General features: G+C 64.9%; 21 protein-coding genes and 1 pseudogene. 13 read left to right on the top strand and 9 right to left on the bottom strand.

Annotated elements, in window-relative coordinates; all coding sequences use genetic code 11:
* Positions 1 to 249: 249 nt before the first annotated feature.
* Both ACLNEE_RS12185 and ACLNEE_RS12180 read right to left on the bottom strand, forming a co-directional pair.
* The gene (locus ACLNEE_RS12185) at positions 250 to 888 is read right to left on the bottom strand and encodes a HipA N-terminal domain-containing protein (protein ID WP_411422890.1); all 639 of its coding nucleotides are present in this window, start codon (positions 886 to 888) and stop codon (positions 250 to 252) included.
* Between the two features lie 62 nt (positions 889 to 950).
* Positions 951 to 2,288 (bottom strand): DUF6880 family protein, encoded by a 1,338-nt coding sequence (locus ACLNEE_RS12180; RefSeq protein ID WP_412007179.1) that lies wholly within the window; start codon positions 2,286 to 2,288, stop codon positions 951 to 953.
* Between the two features lie 171 nt (positions 2,289 to 2,459).
* Here ACLNEE_RS12180 and ACLNEE_RS12175 point away from each other — a divergent pair, with 171 nt between their 5' ends.
* Positions 2,460 to 2,657, top strand: coding sequence for a hypothetical protein (locus tag ACLNEE_RS12175; protein WP_412007178.1), 198 nt, complete (start codon positions 2,460 to 2,462; stop codon positions 2,655 to 2,657).
* Here the strand turns inward: ACLNEE_RS12175 and ACLNEE_RS12170 are convergent.
* From ACLNEE_RS12170 to ACLNEE_RS12160, 3 genes are read right to left on the bottom strand one after another with little or no spacing between them, the layout of a single operon-like run.
* Complete coding sequence (locus ACLNEE_RS12170) at positions 2,635 to 3,042, bottom strand: PPC domain-containing DNA-binding protein (protein WP_411422887.1); 408 nt, start codon at positions 3,040 to 3,042, stop codon at positions 2,635 to 2,637. The genes ACLNEE_RS12175 and ACLNEE_RS12170 overlap by 23 nt on opposite strands.
* Positions 3,039 to 3,500: a GNAT family N-acetyltransferase gene (locus tag ACLNEE_RS12165; protein WP_411422886.1), complete on the bottom strand. Its 462-nt coding sequence runs from the start codon at positions 3,498 to 3,500 to the stop codon at positions 3,039 to 3,041. Before ACLNEE_RS12165 ends, ACLNEE_RS12170 begins: the two co-directional genes overlap by 4 nt.
* 19 nt (positions 3,501 to 3,519) lie before the next feature.
* Positions 3,520 to 4,020 carry an AbrB-like transcriptional regulator gene (locus ACLNEE_RS12160; protein WP_411422885.1) on the bottom strand — a complete coding sequence of 167 codons (501 nt, stop codon included), beginning with the start codon at positions 4,018 to 4,020 and terminating at the stop codon, positions 3,520 to 3,522.
* On the opposite strand from ACLNEE_RS12160, the gene ACLNEE_RS12155 reads away from it, so the two are divergent.
* From ACLNEE_RS12155 to ACLNEE_RS12125, 7 genes are all read left to right on the top strand, one after another.
* Positions 4,019 to 4,255, top strand: a complete 237-nt coding sequence (locus tag ACLNEE_RS12155; RefSeq protein ID WP_411422884.1) for a hypothetical protein — start codon at positions 4,019 to 4,021, stop codon at positions 4,253 to 4,255. The genes ACLNEE_RS12160 and ACLNEE_RS12155 overlap by 2 nt on opposite strands.
* 5 nt (positions 4,256 to 4,260) lie before the next feature.
* Positions 4,261 to 4,650, top strand: a complete 390-nt coding sequence (locus tag ACLNEE_RS12150) for a hypothetical protein (RefSeq protein ID WP_411422883.1) — start codon at positions 4,261 to 4,263, stop codon at positions 4,648 to 4,650.
* The gene (locus ACLNEE_RS12145; protein WP_411422882.1) at positions 4,647 to 5,150 is read left to right on the top strand and encodes a siphovirus Gp157 family protein; all 504 of its coding nucleotides are present in this window, start codon (positions 4,647 to 4,649) and stop codon (positions 5,148 to 5,150) included. The genes ACLNEE_RS12150 and ACLNEE_RS12145 overlap by 4 nt, the downstream gene beginning before the upstream one ends.
* 86 nt (positions 5,151 to 5,236) lie before the next feature.
* On the top strand, positions 5,237 to 5,446 hold the full coding sequence (locus ACLNEE_RS12140; protein WP_411422881.1) for a hypothetical protein: 210 nt from the start codon (positions 5,237 to 5,239) through the stop codon (positions 5,444 to 5,446).
* A 37-nt stretch (positions 5,447 to 5,483) separates the two neighbouring features.
* On the top strand, positions 5,484 to 6,263 hold the full coding sequence (locus ACLNEE_RS12135; protein ID WP_411422880.1) for an RAD52 family DNA repair protein: 780 nt from the start codon (positions 5,484 to 5,486) through the stop codon (positions 6,261 to 6,263).
* Between the two features lie 70 nt (positions 6,264 to 6,333).
* A complete protein-coding gene (locus tag ACLNEE_RS12130; RefSeq protein ID WP_411422879.1) occupies positions 6,334 to 6,573 on the top strand; it encodes a DUF433 domain-containing protein in 240 nt (79 codons plus the stop codon).
* Positions 6,574 to 6,894: a hypothetical protein gene (locus tag ACLNEE_RS12125; RefSeq protein WP_411422878.1), complete on the top strand. Its 321-nt coding sequence runs from the start codon at positions 6,574 to 6,576 to the stop codon at positions 6,892 to 6,894. It abuts the gene before it with no gap.
* Positions 6,895 to 7,059: 165 nt separating this feature from the next.
* On the opposite strand, the gene ACLNEE_RS12120 is transcribed toward ACLNEE_RS12125, so the two are convergent.
* The gene (locus ACLNEE_RS12120) at positions 7,060 to 8,514 is read right to left on the bottom strand and encodes a DUF6880 family protein (protein ID WP_411422877.1); all 1,455 of its coding nucleotides are present in this window, start codon (positions 8,512 to 8,514) and stop codon (positions 7,060 to 7,062) included.
* 183 nt (positions 8,515 to 8,697) lie between these two features.
* On the opposite strand from ACLNEE_RS12120, the gene ACLNEE_RS12115 reads away from it, so the two are divergent.
* Positions 8,698 to 8,955, top strand: coding sequence for a DUF6932 family protein (locus ACLNEE_RS12115; protein WP_411422876.1), 258 nt, complete (start codon positions 8,698 to 8,700; stop codon positions 8,953 to 8,955).
* Between the two features lie 494 nt (positions 8,956 to 9,449).
* Complete coding sequence (locus tag ACLNEE_RS12110; protein ID WP_412007177.1) at positions 9,450 to 10,625, top strand: site-specific integrase; 1,176 nt, start codon at positions 9,450 to 9,452, stop codon at positions 10,623 to 10,625.
* Positions 10,626 to 10,738: 113 nt separating this feature from the next.
* Here ACLNEE_RS12110 and ACLNEE_RS12105 read toward each other — a convergent pair whose 3' ends face one another.
* The 3 genes from ACLNEE_RS12105 to ACLNEE_RS12095 form a co-directional block, all read right to left on the bottom strand.
* On the bottom strand, positions 10,739 to 11,329 hold the full coding sequence (locus ACLNEE_RS12105; protein ID WP_411422874.1) for a GIY-YIG nuclease family protein: 591 nt from the start codon (positions 11,327 to 11,329) through the stop codon (positions 10,739 to 10,741).
* A 303-nt stretch (positions 11,330 to 11,632) separates the two neighbouring features.
* Positions 11,633 to 11,743, bottom strand: a complete 111-nt coding sequence (locus ACLNEE_RS12100) for a helix-turn-helix transcriptional regulator (RefSeq protein WP_411422873.1) — start codon at positions 11,741 to 11,743, stop codon at positions 11,633 to 11,635.
* A gap of 15 nt (positions 11,744 to 11,758) precedes the next feature.
* The gene (locus ACLNEE_RS12095) at positions 11,759 to 12,232 is read right to left on the bottom strand and encodes a hypothetical protein (protein ID WP_412007176.1); all 474 of its coding nucleotides are present in this window, start codon (positions 12,230 to 12,232) and stop codon (positions 11,759 to 11,761) included.
* Between the two features lie 196 nt (positions 12,233 to 12,428).
* Between ACLNEE_RS12095 and ACLNEE_RS12090 the strand changes: the two are divergent.
* The 3 genes and pseudogenes from ACLNEE_RS12090 to ACLNEE_RS12080 all read left to right on the top strand — a co-directional run.
* Positions 12,429 to 13,379 (top strand): annotated as a pseudogene (locus ACLNEE_RS12090) (IS256 family transposase); the annotation flags it as partial.
* 256 nt (positions 13,380 to 13,635) lie between these two features.
* Positions 13,636 to 14,211: a hypothetical protein gene (locus ACLNEE_RS12085; RefSeq protein ID WP_412007175.1), complete on the top strand. Its 576-nt coding sequence runs from the start codon at positions 13,636 to 13,638 to the stop codon at positions 14,209 to 14,211.
* A complete protein-coding gene (locus ACLNEE_RS12080; protein ID WP_411422870.1) occupies positions 14,208 to 14,996 on the top strand; it encodes an Nmad3 family putative nucleotide modification protein in 789 nt (262 codons plus the stop codon). The genes ACLNEE_RS12085 and ACLNEE_RS12080 overlap by 4 nt, the downstream gene beginning before the upstream one ends.
* The last annotated feature ends 334 nt before the right edge of the window (positions 14,997 to 15,330 follow it).

Raw genomic sequence — 15,330 nt, 5'->3', positions numbered from 1 at the left:
CGCATTCGGCGCTCCAGGGGCGTACGCCCCTGGAGGTCCTCCAGCAGTGGAGAGCGGCCTGACGACCCACCAGCTCTCAGAAGAACTGGACCAGCAATGGGGGTCACGTCAGGCCCCACGAGCACGGTGTCGGGGGCATAGCCATTGGCCAGCAGCATGGTGGTCATCCACTGCATGTGGCCCTGCAGCGATATGCAAAGCCAACGGCAAACAGTGGACGAAGTATCGCGAGAGCGACCGGTGTCAGACCTACCTGGACGCCCTCGCGGAAACCTCCGGAATGCGGATGTTTGACTTGATCGAGCCGCACCGAGAGCGGCGTGGCTTCAAGGCGATCCAGGCCGGAGGGCCCCTCCTCGGGGGAAGCAACTGGACGGCCCCGGCGCAGTCGCGCCCCACTGCCTCCAGCAGCTCAAAGGCACTGGTGCCCCGCAGGGAGAAACGCCGCTGCAGCCTTCTCAGGATGACCTCGTTGTCGGGGAGAAGGTTGGCGAACCATCGCTCCACCACTTCCCCTCGCAGCGCAGACGTGCCCAGGCCAACCGGCAGCGAGAGCGAGAGGGGCCGGAACTGTGGCGCGCTCAGCCAGGCAGGGTCGTAGTGGAACTCCTGCGGGCCCCGTCCCGGCACGCGCCACTCCCCCATCCGCTCCAGGGTGAAACGGCCTGGATTGAGCTCCAGGGCCGAGAGGCGCGCCTGGCTGAGGCCACCGGCCTTCTGCGCCAGGGCCGACTGACTGAGACCGCGCTGACGGCGTAACCCAGTCGGCAGCTGACCCTGCTGGGAGGGGGCGCGGATGACCTCCTCCTCGGCTGCAGCGTTGGCAGTGGCAGTGGCGGTGGGGCGGACGACATACCGGCACTTGGATTCCGAGTATTCCCAAGCCACTTGAAATCCATGTATCCGTGAAGTACTAGGAATAACGAGTGTCTCTGCTTGGCCGGGATGTCTCAGCGCTCCACCAGTTGCCAGAAGCTCCACTTCTGGCCGAAGGCCTCCCGGAGCCGTCCCGCAAAGCTGCTGTGGGGCTCCACCCCCTGCCAGTCGTCGATGCAGGCGTCGAGCCGCTCGCACTGGCGCAGGTGCTCGACGGCGTAGCGGTAGCGCTTGGAGCGGCCCATCGACAGCGCGAACACGACCATGGCCCGCAGCAGCAGGCTGGCGGCCAGCGGATGGTCGGCGCTGAGGCGCTCGGCGGCCGGTTCATGGATCTCGTAGGCGTCGCCGTCCCAGGCCTCCCCGTGCTCGATCACATAGCGAGCCGCGCGCGGCAAGGCGGGCCAGAAGACCAGGAACTGCAGCGCCGCCAGCGGCAGCGGGTGCGCTTCCGCCACGGCCATCGCTCGCTCCTCCGCCTCCACATCGGCGAAGTCATCGAGCCGTTTGAGGTAGTCGCGCAGCAGCGGAATCGAGAGCGTTTTGCAGAAGACCAGCCAGCGGTGCTGCTGGGCCTCGTCGCCGCGACCGAGGGCCTCGAGTGCGGCAATGCGCGTGGCGTGCCACGCCTCGGCCTCCATGATCTGCGTCGCCTTGGCGGCATGGTCCAGCACGGCCAGGGCCTGCCCGGCCCGGCCGGCCTGGAGCAGATGGCCGGCCACCTCGGCGGCGGTGTCGGGCCAGGTGAGCTGGGAGGGCTCGAACAGCTCCAGGTAGCCCTCCAGATCGCCCCGGCCCAGCGCCAGTTGCTCCATCGTGAAGCGATCGACGCCACCGCGCTCCAGCAGGGCCTCCTCCAGTCGCAGCAGCCCCGCTGCTTCCAGCACCGGTGCCAGGGCCGGGATCAGCCCCTCGAACTGGCCGTAGCCGTTTTCCTGCAACAGCTCGGCCGCCTGCTCCACCAGGGCCTGAGGGTCGCTGCCAGCTGCGGCGGCGAGGGTCGCCAGCGCGTCCACCCCCCGCTGGAACAGGCCGATCACCGCACCGGTGGAATCAGAAGAGCGGTCCAGCACCCCCTCGCTCAGCTCCAGCAGGCGCAGCTGCAGCTCCACCGCCAGGGCTGGATCGGCCGTGGCGATCGGCCCGCTGATCGCCTGCTGCTGGGCCTCCAGATCCGCCAGCAGCGCCTTGCGCCTGGTGGAATCGAGGAAGGTGGTGGAACGGCTGATGGCCGCCAGTCGCTTGCGCACCTCCTGGGCCGCCCCCTCGGCTCCGGCGGCTGCGGCCAGGGCCAGCCTCAGCCGTCGCTGGATCACAGCATGGCCGGCGCTCACCTCGATCAGGAGCTCCGCCAGCGTCGCGGCGCCCAGTGCCTCCAGGTTCCTGGCGTTGAGGGTGCGCTTGGCGGCCATGGCCAGAGCTCTGCTGACACGAGGATGCCGCCCGGGCGACTCAAACGCATGCCCCCATCCGCGCCATCGGCCGCGAGCGCCTGCATTTTGAAGTGCAGCCCCGCAAGCACTTCCAGATCCCACCTGCAGCCCTTCCGCCAACCTGAAGTTCCCCTGCACAGGTCCCAGCCGATGACGGTGAACCGGGAGTCGCTGGAGAAGCTGGGCCGTTTCCTGCTGCGCGGCCTGCGCATCGGCGCCAGCACGGTGTCGATCGTGGAGTTGCTGCGCAACGAGTGGACCGGCGGCATCAGCGCCGGGGTGGCCTGGTTGGTGTTCCTGCAGGTGGAGCGGCGCCTGCCGCCTCTCACCCCAGATCCCGAGGACTGATCCGCAGCTCGGCGTAGCCGGTGGCTGGATCCAGCTCCCGGCGGAAGCGCCACTCCGGCAGCAGGCCGATCATCAGCTCCGCAGTGGTGCGCACCAGCGAGCCCGGGCAGAGGTGCCCGCCGATCACCTCACCCTGGCTGTCGGCAATGGCGATGTGCAGGTGGGCTCCATCGGGCGAGAGGGTGCCCGAGAGGCTGAGGATCTCCAGCTCGCCCTGGATCGTCGTGGCTTCGGGTGCCCCCGCCAGGCGCAGCTGGGCCACCGACAGGCTGCCCACGGCGCTGATCACACATCCGGCCTGCTCCTGCTGCTCGCCCATCCAGGCCTCCAGTGCCAGGCGTAGGTCATCGCCTGGCTGCAGCCGCAGCGGCACCACCTTGATCACTCAGGCCCCTCCACCAGCCCCTGGACCATCACCAAGGCATCGACGTAACCCAACTGCCTGTGGCGGAACGCACCCGGCAGGGGTCCCACCACCTGAAAGCCGTTGCGCTGCCAGCAGCGGATGCCGGCCGTGTTGGTGCTCACCACCAGGTTGAACTGCATCGCCCGGAACCCCAGCCGTCGCGCCGCCTGCAGCGAGTGCTGGCAGAGCCTGCTGCCGATTCCCTGGCGGCGGCAGTGCTGGGCCACCACGTAGCCCGCGTTGGCGACATGGGCACCGAGGGCCAGGGAGTTGGGCCTCAGGTAGTAGGTGCCCAGCAGCGCGCCGGTGGGATCCACGGCCACCATCACCGCCTGGCTCTGTTCCACCCAGGCCACCTTGGCCTCGGCTTCGCTGATCGCCGGGTCGTGGGGGAAAGTTTCTCCAGCGCGGAACACCGGCTCCAGCAGCGCCCACACCCCAGGCCAATCGGCCGCCTCAAAGGGGCGTATTTGCAGAGGAGTGGTTCGCGTAGGCAGAGAAACGCAGCGACCGGTGTCGATTGTCTCGTTCAGCGGGGCTCAGTGGGCCATGCACCGCAGGCCCCTCATGCGCAGGAACCCGTCGCTCACTTCTCTTCTGCAGCCCCCGGGGGGATGAGCTTGATCTGTTTGCGGCCCAGCTTGATCTCGAACTCATCGCCGGGCACCCCAAGCCCAGCTGGGTGGTGCAGGCCTTACCCACCATGAGGTTGCCGTTGAACTGCACCTTGGTGGCATAGCTGAGCTGCCGCCCCGATCGGCCCCTGCCGCCGCGGCCACCGCCACCGCCGAGGTTCATGCCCTTGGCTTCCAGCAGCGCCTCATCGAAGGCGGTGAAGTTCAGCCGTTCCGCACCGTCTTTCTTGGAGCTCACGTAGCCGCAGCTGGGCACCAGATCGGACTTGGAGGCATCGTCCAGCTCCTTGACTTTGGCGAGCAGATCAGTACCGGTCAGCATGAAGCGGGAAGGCCTCATCACCCTGCAGATGGTCTTGCGGCAGAGTGGAGGATGCCGCCACGGGAGCCGCCGCCGCGGCCTCGGCGGCTCCCCTGCTCGAGGGAGGCCAGGCCGCATCCCTGCTCCGCCGGTCAATGGCATCGGCCGTCCCAGCCGCCTCACGGTGGACATCCCCAGCGTGGACGGCATCGTGGTGAAGGGCACCGCCATGCCACAGGATCCTCCCCGCGATTGAGCGCCGTGCCTCTGCTCCGAGCCGGCTTCACCTACTTCAGCCTGGTCTTCGGTGCCGGCTTTCTGCTGGGGGCCGTGCTGGTGCTGGTGCTGGTGCCCCGCCTCGGCGCGCGCCTGGCGGAACTGTCGGAGATGCCGCTGATGGCCGTGGTGATCGTGCTGGCGGCCCGCCACGTGCTTCGCCGCTGGCCGTTGCCCAACGCCACGGCCTGCCTGCTGGTGGGGGGCCTGGCCCTGGCCCTGCTGCTGGCTGCCGAATTGACCCTGGCCGCCCTGGTGGAGGGCCAGTCGCCCGCCCACTGGATCGCCAGCCTGGACCCGGTGTCGGGTCCCGTCTATCTCGCCATGCTGCCGGTGTACGCGTTGATGCCCTTGGTGCTCAGGCCGGCCCGATGATCGCCAGACGCACGTTGCTGACGGCGACGGCAGCCGGCCTGGGCCTGGCCGGTGCCGGGGCGTTGACCTCCTCTCGCCAGGAGGCCGCCCTACTGGCCGAGGAGGGCAACAAGCAGGCCCTGGCGGCCAAGGCCGATGCAACCTGCTGGGTGATCGAGCACCTGCGCGGGCAGGCCGCCTACCGCCAGCAGCAGGCCAAGCGGCTCACCGAGCTGTCGCGCTCCGATGCCGGCCGGGCCGATGCCCTGGAGGAATCGCTGGTACTGGTGCTCACCCGCCTGCAGCCCAGCGCCACCCGCTTCTCCTTCCCCAACCACGAGCTCACCAGCCGCAAGTCCCAGGCCGTCGAGATCGACGACGAGGACGCCCTCCCGGCTGAGTGGCTCGCCGTCAAGACCACCAGCCAGCCGGACAAGACCGCCATCAAGGAAGCCCTCAAAGCCGGCCACCTCATCCCTGGCGCCCTGCTCGTCTCCCGCCGCTCCTGGCGTATCCACTGACGGGGGCAGCGCCCCCTCCTCATGGGCCTGCTGCAGCGGCAGGCCCAGACACGCCTCCAGTTGAACTCCTCACCACCTCAGAAGCTATGGACCTCTCCGCCTACTGCAGCGCCAGCTCCACCACACCCACCAGCCCGCGGCCCAGGGGCCACATCTGGTCCACCCGCCTGGCCAGCTGGGTGGTGCCGATCACCCGCAAGCCGGGCCGCCGGCCCTCGCCCGATCACATTCACTGCAGCGAACCGCCCTGCTGGGTGCTGATCGAGCCGCTGCCGCCTCAAACCTCCGCCCACTGATTTCGGGCCCTGTTCCCCCTCTCCCCCCATCGAAGCCATGACGTGCGCCTTCTCCACCGAGCAGATCGCCTCCCTGTCTGCCCCCCTCGATCGCGCCAAGGTGCGCCAGCGCGAGCAGGGTCGCTCCAAGGTCTCCTATCTGGAGGGTTGGCAGGTGATCGCGGAAGCCAATCGGATCTTCGGGTTCGATGGCTGGCAGCGGGAAACCATCGAGGTCCGCTGCGTCAGCCAGGCTGAGCGCACCATTGGGCGAGACCAGAGGCCCGGCTGGGGCGTCACCTACACCGCCCGGGTCCGCGTCACCGTCGGCGGCCCCACCAGTGCAGCAGCGGTAATCCGTGAGGGTTGCGGTGCTGGCCACGGCATCGATGCCGACCTGGGCCAGGCCCATGAATCCGCCCTCAAGGAGGCCGAGACGGATGCCATGAAGCGGGCGCTGATGACCTTCGGGAACCCCTTCGGCCTTGCCCTCTACGACAAGCAGCAACGCGAGGTCACCCAGTCGGCAGGGGAGAGCAGCGCTCCTCGGACTGCCAGTGCCAGCAACGGGTCGCGATCGATCCATCGCAGCCCCTCGCCTGCCACCCCAAGCGCCAGCGACGACCCCGGCCTCACGCCGCTCGACCCGGCCGTCATCCGCCAGATCCTCGACACCCTGCGCGGTCTGCCCCGGCCGGTGCTGGAGGGCTTCACCAAGGCCTTCCGCAAGCGGTTCCAGGTGCCGGAGGAGGCCACCTCCATCGCCGATCGCATCTGCCAGAGGCGCCACCACGACTGGATCGAGGCCTTCCTGGTGCAGCACGAAGCCGCAGCATGAACGACAGGGGCCCAGGCAGCTGGAAACCATCTGGCTGCCTACCCTGAAGCGGTCCGGCCACAAAGGGGCCATGAGCACGCAAACCGAACTCGGGTGGGCTGGCTGCACCGCGGTGGAGCGTGATCCGCAGCGGGTCAGTGGTGCCTGGGTGTTCCGCGGGACCAGGGTCCCGGTGGCAGCCCTGTTCGAAAACCTGGAAGACGGCATCTCCCTGGCGGAGTTTGTGGAGCTTTTTCCTGGGGTCACGCAGGAGCAAGCCCGCTCGGTGCTGGAGCATGCCGCCCGCAGTACGGCGGCGGCCGTGGCCTGAGTGCGGATCCTGTTTGACCAGGGAACGCCGGTTCCCCTGCGCCGTGCACTGAACGGCCACGTTGTGGCCACGGCCTACGAACTGGGCTGGTCCACCGTCACCAACGGGGACCTGATCCGCCTGGCGGAGCTTGAGGGCTATGAGCTCCTTATCACCACCGACACCAACCTCCGCTACCAGCAGAACCTGCATGGCCGAAGCATCGCGATCCTGGTGCTGACCACCACCAGCTGGCCCCGGATTCGCCAGGTCACGGGAGACATTCAGGCTGCGGTCGCCGCCATGGCTCAAGGCGACTACAAGGAGCTGCGCATCCCCTGAGGATCCCGACGTCACCGCCCGAAGACACTCCCAAACACCCAATCGCGCTCGTGCCGGCGTACGCATCTGGAGTGGTCCATGGGTTTCCCTCTCCCCCGGTCTGCGGCCCTGCCCGCGCGGCTCGAAACCCCATACGCATCCTTCCCTTGGTCCCGTCGGGCTGAATCAGCTCTGCCCCAGCTCCCGCATCCGCTGCCAGAAGGCGCTCTTGCGGCCATGGCCCGAGCGGATGGCTGCCATGTAGGCCTCATGGCTGGGGATGTCGCCCCAGGCATCGATGCGTTGGCTGAGCAGCGCGCAGGTCTGCAGGTGGCGGGCCGCGTGGCCGTAGCGGCTGGAGCGGGTCTCGGCGAGGGTGAAGTCGACCATCGACCGCAGGGCCAGCGTGGCCGCCAGGGGGTGGTCCTGACTCAGCTTCTCGGCAGCGGCCCCCATCACCCCGTACTGGGCGCCTTCCAGTTCGCCGCGCCGGTTCACCACCAGCTCGGCGGTCTGCGCCAGGGCCGAGGGCCAGCTGAGCAGGAAACAGAGGCTCTGGGTGAGGCTCGGGTACGCCAGGGCAATCGCAATGGCCCGCTGCTCGGCTTCCACGTCCTCGAAGGCCGGCAGCTGATCGAGGTAGGCGCGTAGCAGGCTGCCGTCGAGGCAGCGCTCGAAGCAGTTCCAGCGTGCCGCCTGGGCCTCCTCGCTGCGGCCCAGGGCCTGCAGCGCGGCGATGTGGCTGTGCTCCCAGCTCATCTCGGGCCAGCGCGATCGATCGGGGGTGGCCCTGGTGAGGAAAGCCAGAGCCTCCTCGGCGCGGCCGGCGGCCAGCAGGCGCTGGGCGATCTCGGCGGCGATGCGGGGAAAGCGCTGCTGCTCCGGGGCGTACTGGGCGATGAAGCCATCCACATCGCCGCTGGCTTCCGCCACGGCCTGCAGGCCCAGCTTCACGGTCCACTGGCGTGAGCTCTCCTCTCGCTCGTGGGCATAGGTGGGCCCGCCGGACCCGTAGCCCACCTGCTCCCACTCCTCCCTGGGCGGCACCGGCACCGGCTCCTCACCCAGCTGCTGGAAGCGCTGTTTGAGCGCCGCCAGTCCCACCGGGCCCAGGGGCTCGGCCAGCTGCTGGATCACGTCGTCGAACACCCCATAGCCGTTGTGGCAGAAGGCCTCGAACAACCGCTCCGCCAAGGCCAGCGGCTCGGGTTGGGCGGCCGCGGCGATCGGGCCCAGCTGGCGGATGGCGTCGCGGAAGATGTCGCCGATCAGGCCGCTGCTGTCGTCACAGCGGCCGAGCACGTTGTCGCCGAGCTCCAGGAACTGCCACAGCAGATCCAGGGCGGCCGCGGGATCGCGCTGGGCGATCGGCCCGGTGATGGCGTCGAGCTGGGCCGTGAGGTCCTTGCGGATCAGCTGGCGCTGCTCGCGCTCGAGGAAACGCCTGGAGCGGGCGATCGTGGCCAGCCTCTTTCGTACCTGGCCGGCGGCCTCCCGGGGGCTGGAGGAGGAGGCCACGGCCAGCTTGAGCTGCCGCTTGATCGCCGGGTCACTGGCGGCCAGCTCCAGCAGCAGCTCGGTGAGGCGCTCCGGCCCGAGGGCCAGCAGGGCCTTGGCATCCAGGGCAGAGGAGCGGGGCATCAGGGGGAGACGCCGGGATGAGCTGGGTCTTAAGCACCCAGTCTGGCCAGGTTCTTCGCCGCACAACCACCAGCGGTGTCCCAGCCACCGCTGGCCTGGGTATAAAGCGCGCAGCATCCTGGCGCCATGCACCGTCACCCCATCAGGACCGTCAGCCGTGGGAATCCTGAGGTGACCTGAAGGATGGCGCCCCCACGCTTCGATCCCCATGGCTATCTGGAGGAGGGAATTCACTGCTGCACGCTCGAGCAGCTCGATGCCCTGCTGGGATGGAATCCCTGTCGTCAGCGGTTGCTCGGCCAGCTGCGGCAGTTCCTCACGGAAGCACTGGAGCCGGCGATGGGCCCTGAGGCACCGCTGGTGCTCTATCACCTGGAGCGATGCAACGAGGCGATGAGCGAAGCGACTGCACGCTTACCTCACCTGCTCGAAACGGACTGAGATCGGCTGCAAGGTCGAATGCCCCTTCCTCCTGCCTCGGCGGAGAGAGGGGCGTGTTGTCTTCGCCACGGACGCGTGGGGACTCTGCATGAAGCACTCGCTCCCTGGCCCTCAGGCGCCGTTCGTACATCGCTCGTACAACGACCCGAAACGGGCCGGGCAACGGCCGTCGAGGCCCGGCATTCGTACATTTTCCGTACATTGCCCCTTCTGGAGACGAAATGAGAGCTCCCGAAACCTTCGAGAACCCTTGCAGCGACTGAATCGGGGCGACAGGATTCGAACCTGCGACCTAGTGCTCCCAAAGCCCTCTTTTTTGGGTTCCTCAGACCCTGCACCAACGTTGCGATCACGGCCAAAAGCCCTTGCTGTACAAGGCTTCTGGGCTGCAAGGGCGTGACAGGTGATGCCCAGCCATGCCAGGCTTTTGGGGCCGATTTGCTCACATATTTGCTCACATGGGCAGTTCTAGGGCCTCGAGCACGTGGGCGTCGGTGCTGCGCTCCGGCCTGCGCCTTTCCCTTGCCCAGCGGGGCACGAGCAGCGGCTGGCGCGTCTCCGATTTCCGGGGTCGCACGCGCCTCACGGTGGACGGGAGGACCGGGCGGCATCAGGTGCTCTTGCCTATCGAGTGGAGCCATGAGCAGGCCGATGCCATTCGGGACGCCGTCTTGGCAATTCACAATGCGTACCTCGCTGGCTCCTCCCTAGATCAAGCCATCGACTCCGCGCTGGCGGGCGATGAGCAGGCTGGAGCCTCAGGCTCTGGGCCGATTGACTGGCCTGCCCTGGTGGAGCGGTTCAAGGCGAGGAAGCTGAGCAGCGGCGCCATCAAGCCGCAGACCTGGAACAGCGTGTATCAGCGCCGTATGGCTGAACTGCTGGCTTTCTTCGAGGGGAAGCGACCGCCAACCAACCCCAGGGAGCTACTGGAAGCCGTGACGGCACGCTGGTCCAAGCAACCCGGAGCCCGCGGTCGGCAGATCCAGGTGCAGCAGACCGCAGCGTTGCTGCGTTGGGGGGTTGATAGCGGAACCTTGACCCCAGAATGGGCACCACCGCTCGATCTTGATCCCTACGTGGGCCGCAAGCGAGCAGCGAAAACCATCACGACCCCGCTGGAGGTGAAGCACATTCTGGAGTTGGTGGACGCCATCCCCGACGCACGCTGGCGCTTCGCCTTCCAGCTGCTGGCGGCCTATGGCCTGAGGCCGGAGGAGCTCCAGCACCTTCAGATCCGAGGCAATCGCCTGTGGTGCGAGTACCGGAAAAGTACCAGTCGCGGCGAGACCCAGCCCAGGCCTCTGCGTCTTCTTCCCTGTGACGACTGGGCTGAGAGCTGGAATCTGCTGGAGACGTTCAAGAGCCAGCCATTGCCGCCGATGCGGCCTGGCTATGGCGCCGAGGATCTGGGTCTCTACATGCGCCGGCGGCGCCGCTGGCAGGAGCTGCGCCAGAACTACGAAGCAGCCGGCGAGAAGCTCGTTCTGTATTCGGCACGGCATGGCTATGCGCATCGTGCCCACCTGATCTGTGAGCTCCCTCCCAAGGTCGCTGCTGCGGCTATGGGCCATAGTGTCGAGACACACTTGGCGGCCTACAGCAAATGGTGCGGCGATGACGTGGTGGATGATGCCTTCGAGCGGGCAGCTGCACGGCTGGGTCGTTAGATGATTGGCATTGCATACGCCGACCCCTCCATAGCCGCACAGATTTCAATACATACCTAGTGATTTAGGTGTATTAACATAGCTTGTTGGAGGTTATTGAAATGTAGGGGTGATCAGGTGGGCACCAGTGCCCCTAGTTGCTTGATCATGTAGCGCACCATTGCAGGTGCGCCGCCCCGTGCCCGCTGGGCATCACTGACAAGCCCTTCAATGGTTCTCACCAGTTGATCAAACGTGAGAGGACCATCCTTCAAGATGCGGTCCCGAATGGCATCCCATTGCTGAACGTGCTCAGGCTTGCGCTCACTTGGCCTATAGGAGGCAAAAGTGAAGAGTCCTGTAATTGGAGTCGCACGGCGTCGCTCAGCGGTTGCGACACTAGGCACTGGAGGTGGGGTGAAACGACCCTTGGCTGCATCGTCAAGGAGTTGCAGCACAGCTGCAACCTGCTCTTCTGCTAAGTAGAATAGCTCACGGTTATCAGCGCCTGTGATGTTCTGGTTGATCAGCATCCGGCGAATGGCGGTCTCTACTGCGAAAGCTTTTTCCCTGTCGCCAACACTGACGCAGGCAAGTGTTTCTGCGGGTACTGGCAGGACATTCTGCTCAGCATCACGACGAAGGGGGCTATTGGTGATACCGACTTTGTGCCAGGCTGTGCCGCCAGGCAGTGACCACCTCTTGAGATAGACGTAATTCATCATCGGAGACTAGTGTGGTCTTGTCGTCATTGGGGCTGGGAGATTCCGGTTGCTTCTGCGGTGAAGTGTGGGGCCGCCTCTCAGCACCTACACTGTCCTTCAAGCTGGTTTCTCGTGAAATCCCCCGAATGGGGGATAGGTGTCGCTATGGGTTGGGACTCTGGTTACACTCCTATCCAGGTAGCCTGAAGCTGGCGAGCTTCTGTTTAGCTGATCTCCAGGTTTAACTGCCGGTTATTCCATGAACTAAAGCGAAGCATTCGCTTGCTGTCCCTGGCGAACTTCTGGGAAAAATTGGGACTCGCCTTAAAGCTGACCAGTCGGCCGACACCGCGACACGGAGTCGTGACGGTTGTCAACGCCCAACTTCTCGTAGATCCTTCGCAGATGGGTCTTGACGGTGTTTTCAGACACCATCAATTTGGCAGCCAGTTAACTGATGCGCAGACCACGCTCCAGTTCCAGGAGAACGTCCTTCTCCCGCTCGCTGAGCTGAACATCCGGCTCCACCCCGCTGTTTTCACGTTCAAGGGCCTCCCTCTGGAGCACCTGAGTGAGGTCTGCCGAGAGATCCGGATCGATCCAGATCCCGCCCTGCACGATGGCCAGAACCGCGTCGCGCAGACCCATCAACCGCCGAGGGTGCAGCTGGAAGCCTCGGACTCCTGCGGCCATCACCTGGCAGGCCAGACGGACATCACCCTCCCTCAGGTACAGGAGGACAGGAGGGAGCTTGCCAATCAGCTCACGGTGTCCCAGCAGGGGGCAGCAGTCCGTGACACCAAGGCAGCTGACCACACAACGGCTGCATAGACCCGTGGGGTCGGCAATCACCACGCCGGCCTCGGGAGCATCTGGAGATGCCAACTGGTCAAGCAGTTCCTGGGGTTCAGCGGCCGTGGCCACCAAATCCCAGCCTGGTGCCAGCACGCTCAGCATGAGCCATAAGGGGGCGTCCCACCGAGTGGTGTAAATCCTGAGGAGCAGCACCGGCGTAGCAGGTGCTGACGGTCTCTTCCTCAAAGACCCTGCGGGGGAATGGGTGGGCTGGTCTGTGACCCTGCTCGGAGCACTACCACCTTCCTGAGACCAGACCAGGCCCATCTCCGATTCTGCCGCCCATGAGCTGGCGCAACTGCTTGGCAGCGGCACCGCCGGTGACCTGATCCCCGAACTGGTGCGCCAGGGCCTACAGGCCCTGATCGAGGCCGAGGCCGCTGTTGCCCTTGGAGCCGATCGCCATGAGCGCACCACCCAACGGCGGGGCCACCGCAACGGCATCCGGGAGCGGCTGCTGAGCACCCCGGCCGGCGACATCCAGCTGCGCATCCCCCGCTTCCGCACAGGCAGCTTCTACCCCTCGTTGCTGGAACCCCGTCGCCGGGTGGATCGGGCCGTGTGGGCCGTGGTGATGGAGGCCTACGTCTCCGGCGTCTCCACCCGGAAGGTGGATGAGCTGGTCGCGGCTCTGGGCTGCGAGAGCGGCATCTCCAAATCGGAGGTCAGCCGCATCTGCCAGGGGCTGGACACCCAGGTGCAGGCCTTCCTGGGCCGGCCGCTGGAGTTCAGCCGCTACCCCTACATCTACCTCGATGCCACCTACCTGCACGGCCGGGATCCGGCCCGCAGGCAGGTGATCTCCAGGGCTGTGATCGTCGCGGTCGGCATCACCGGCACCGGACAGCGGGAGGTGCTCGGCATTGAAGTCGGCGACAGCGAGGACGAGGCGTTCTGGACCGCTTTTCTGCGGCGCCTGCGCGAGCGAGGGCTCTCTGGCGTGCAGCTGGTGATCAGCGACGCCCACGCCGGCCTCAAGAAGGCGATCGCCCGGTGCTGCCAGGGCACCAGCTGGCAGCGCTGCTGCGTCCATTTCACCCGCAACCTGCTGATCAAGGTGCCCAAGGGCAGCCAGGACATGGTGGCTGCCGCCCTGCGCTCGGTGTTTGTGCAGCCAGAAGCCCAGGCGGTGGAGCCGCAGTGGGAGCAGGTGATCACGATGCTCAGCGAAAAGTTCCCGGCGGCCGCTGCCTTGATGGAGCAGGCCAAGGAGGACTGTTGTCTTGACCCTAACCTCCACCCGCCGCCATGGATTCCCCCGAATTGGGGATGTCATTACTCCTCATGGCAAGGATGATGAGTACGTACTTGCATCCAGGACTTTCACAGTAGGCAATCGATTAAACCATGCATCTCGAATAGAGCTGCTCCTCTTGGCTTCATGAACCACTTCGATTCCATAGGTCTGCTCAATCCAGGCCTTATCTGCTGAGATCACAACGGAACATCACCCCCTACAGGAACTGAGAATCGTGGCTTGCTCCATTAATCATCCATCAGAGTATAAGGGCTCTACTGAGTACTACGACGAAGAGGCGACTCGGAACTGGTATTCGAGGCTTTCGCTTGAGTCTGCTATCAACGCTGCCTGTCTTGGAAAGGAGAATGCCAGTAAGAGGCACCCTCACTTCCACCGTAAGTGGCAACTCAACAACATGGCCACTCGTTCGCAAAAGGCCACCAAGGCCCTCATCAGGTGCATTGACGATATTCGTGCTTGCACAGACTTCGACAATCTTTTGGAATTGGTCGAGCAGGAGCTGATGGCTGGCCCTGATCCCGCTTGGGAGAATTCTCGTAACAGTGTTCTCACATACGACATCGCCGATTGGATTGCTTGCTCACTTGGATTGGCGCCCGAGTATGTTTACCTGCATGACGGTTGCAGGCGGGGTGTCGAGATGGCATTGGGCCGTAGGCTCCCTCCTCGGCAACGTTATATCTGTCTTGATGAGTTGCCTAATCAGTGGCGGGGGATGAAGCCTTATCAGCTGGAAACGGCATTCTGTGCTTTTGCCAGCGGGAAACCAAAGCAGTGGAAGCGATGAAGCTCATCCTCAGTCGCAAAGGCTCCGATAGTAGCTATGGCAAACGTCCGAGCCCAATCGGAAGCGACGGCTCAATGATCAGTATTCCAATTCCAGAAGATGGCTTCAAGCATGGAATCACTTACAATTCCATCCGCGGCCTCCCTCAAGTCCTTTCAGGTCCAGCCCACCTTGATCCTGATTTACGGAAGCAGGCACGATCAAGAAAGCCTGGCTGGAAGCCCGCCTTTGGACAGTGTGATGCTGCCCTCACCCACCTACTCAATCAAGGAGTTGGGAAGGGAGATCTGTTCGTCTTTTATGGATGGTTCAACGGTCCAGGACTCCCAGCTAAAGGTAGTCATGTCATCTGGGGATGGTTGCAAGTTGGGGATATCTATTGGCCTGGTCTCCAAAACCTTCCTGACTGGCTTCGTGATCACCCACATGCTTGCCCCTATCTCAAGCCACACAGTAGTAACGCGATTTACACGGCCACAGACAAGCTCAATATTGATGGAGTCAATGGTCTCCCCGGAGCAGGCACGTTCGATATCTTTCGGTCATGTCTTCGCCTCTCCTATGGCGAAAAGATGAGCCACTGGTGTGTCCCATCAGCCCTTGTTCCTTCCTGCCAATCATCCCAGACGATTTCACGTCATACCAGGAAGAACTATACCGACCTTGGTGATGGAACTGCAGTATTGGCCACCAAGTCACCAGGACAGGAGTATGTCATCGACTGTGACAAGCATCCCGCCTCATTGGAGTGGATTCTATCCAAGCTTCAGTTTCCCCGCCAATAGGGCCCCAGCCGTTTTTCTGGAGCTGAGCCTCCTCACGGATTCGCCTTTGGTCACGCTGCCTTCCTGCCGAAACTGGCGGAAACACAAGGGAAGTGACGTGGCTCCTATAATTGGTCCAGGGCGAATGAGAGTCCTGATACGGCCACGCTGGGCCGGTGACTCCAGCACCCAACGATCCCCCCACACCCCCGAGGAGGCCATCCGAAAGCTGCTGTAACTCGAAGGGCTTGGGCGAAGCAGTGGACCGCGGAGCAGTTGATCGCCCAGGTCAAGTCAGTCGCTGATGTCTGCAGCGCCAATGATGCAACATCAAGACCACCTACCGTCGTTTGCG

This window comes from Aphanothece stagnina RSMan2012 (assembly GCF_046764815.1).
Lineage (GTDB): Bacteria > Cyanobacteriota > Cyanobacteriia > PCC-6307 > Cyanobiaceae > NIES-981.
Note: the sequence above shows the minus strand (reverse complement) of the source record. Positions and strands in the feature narration are given on the sequence as shown.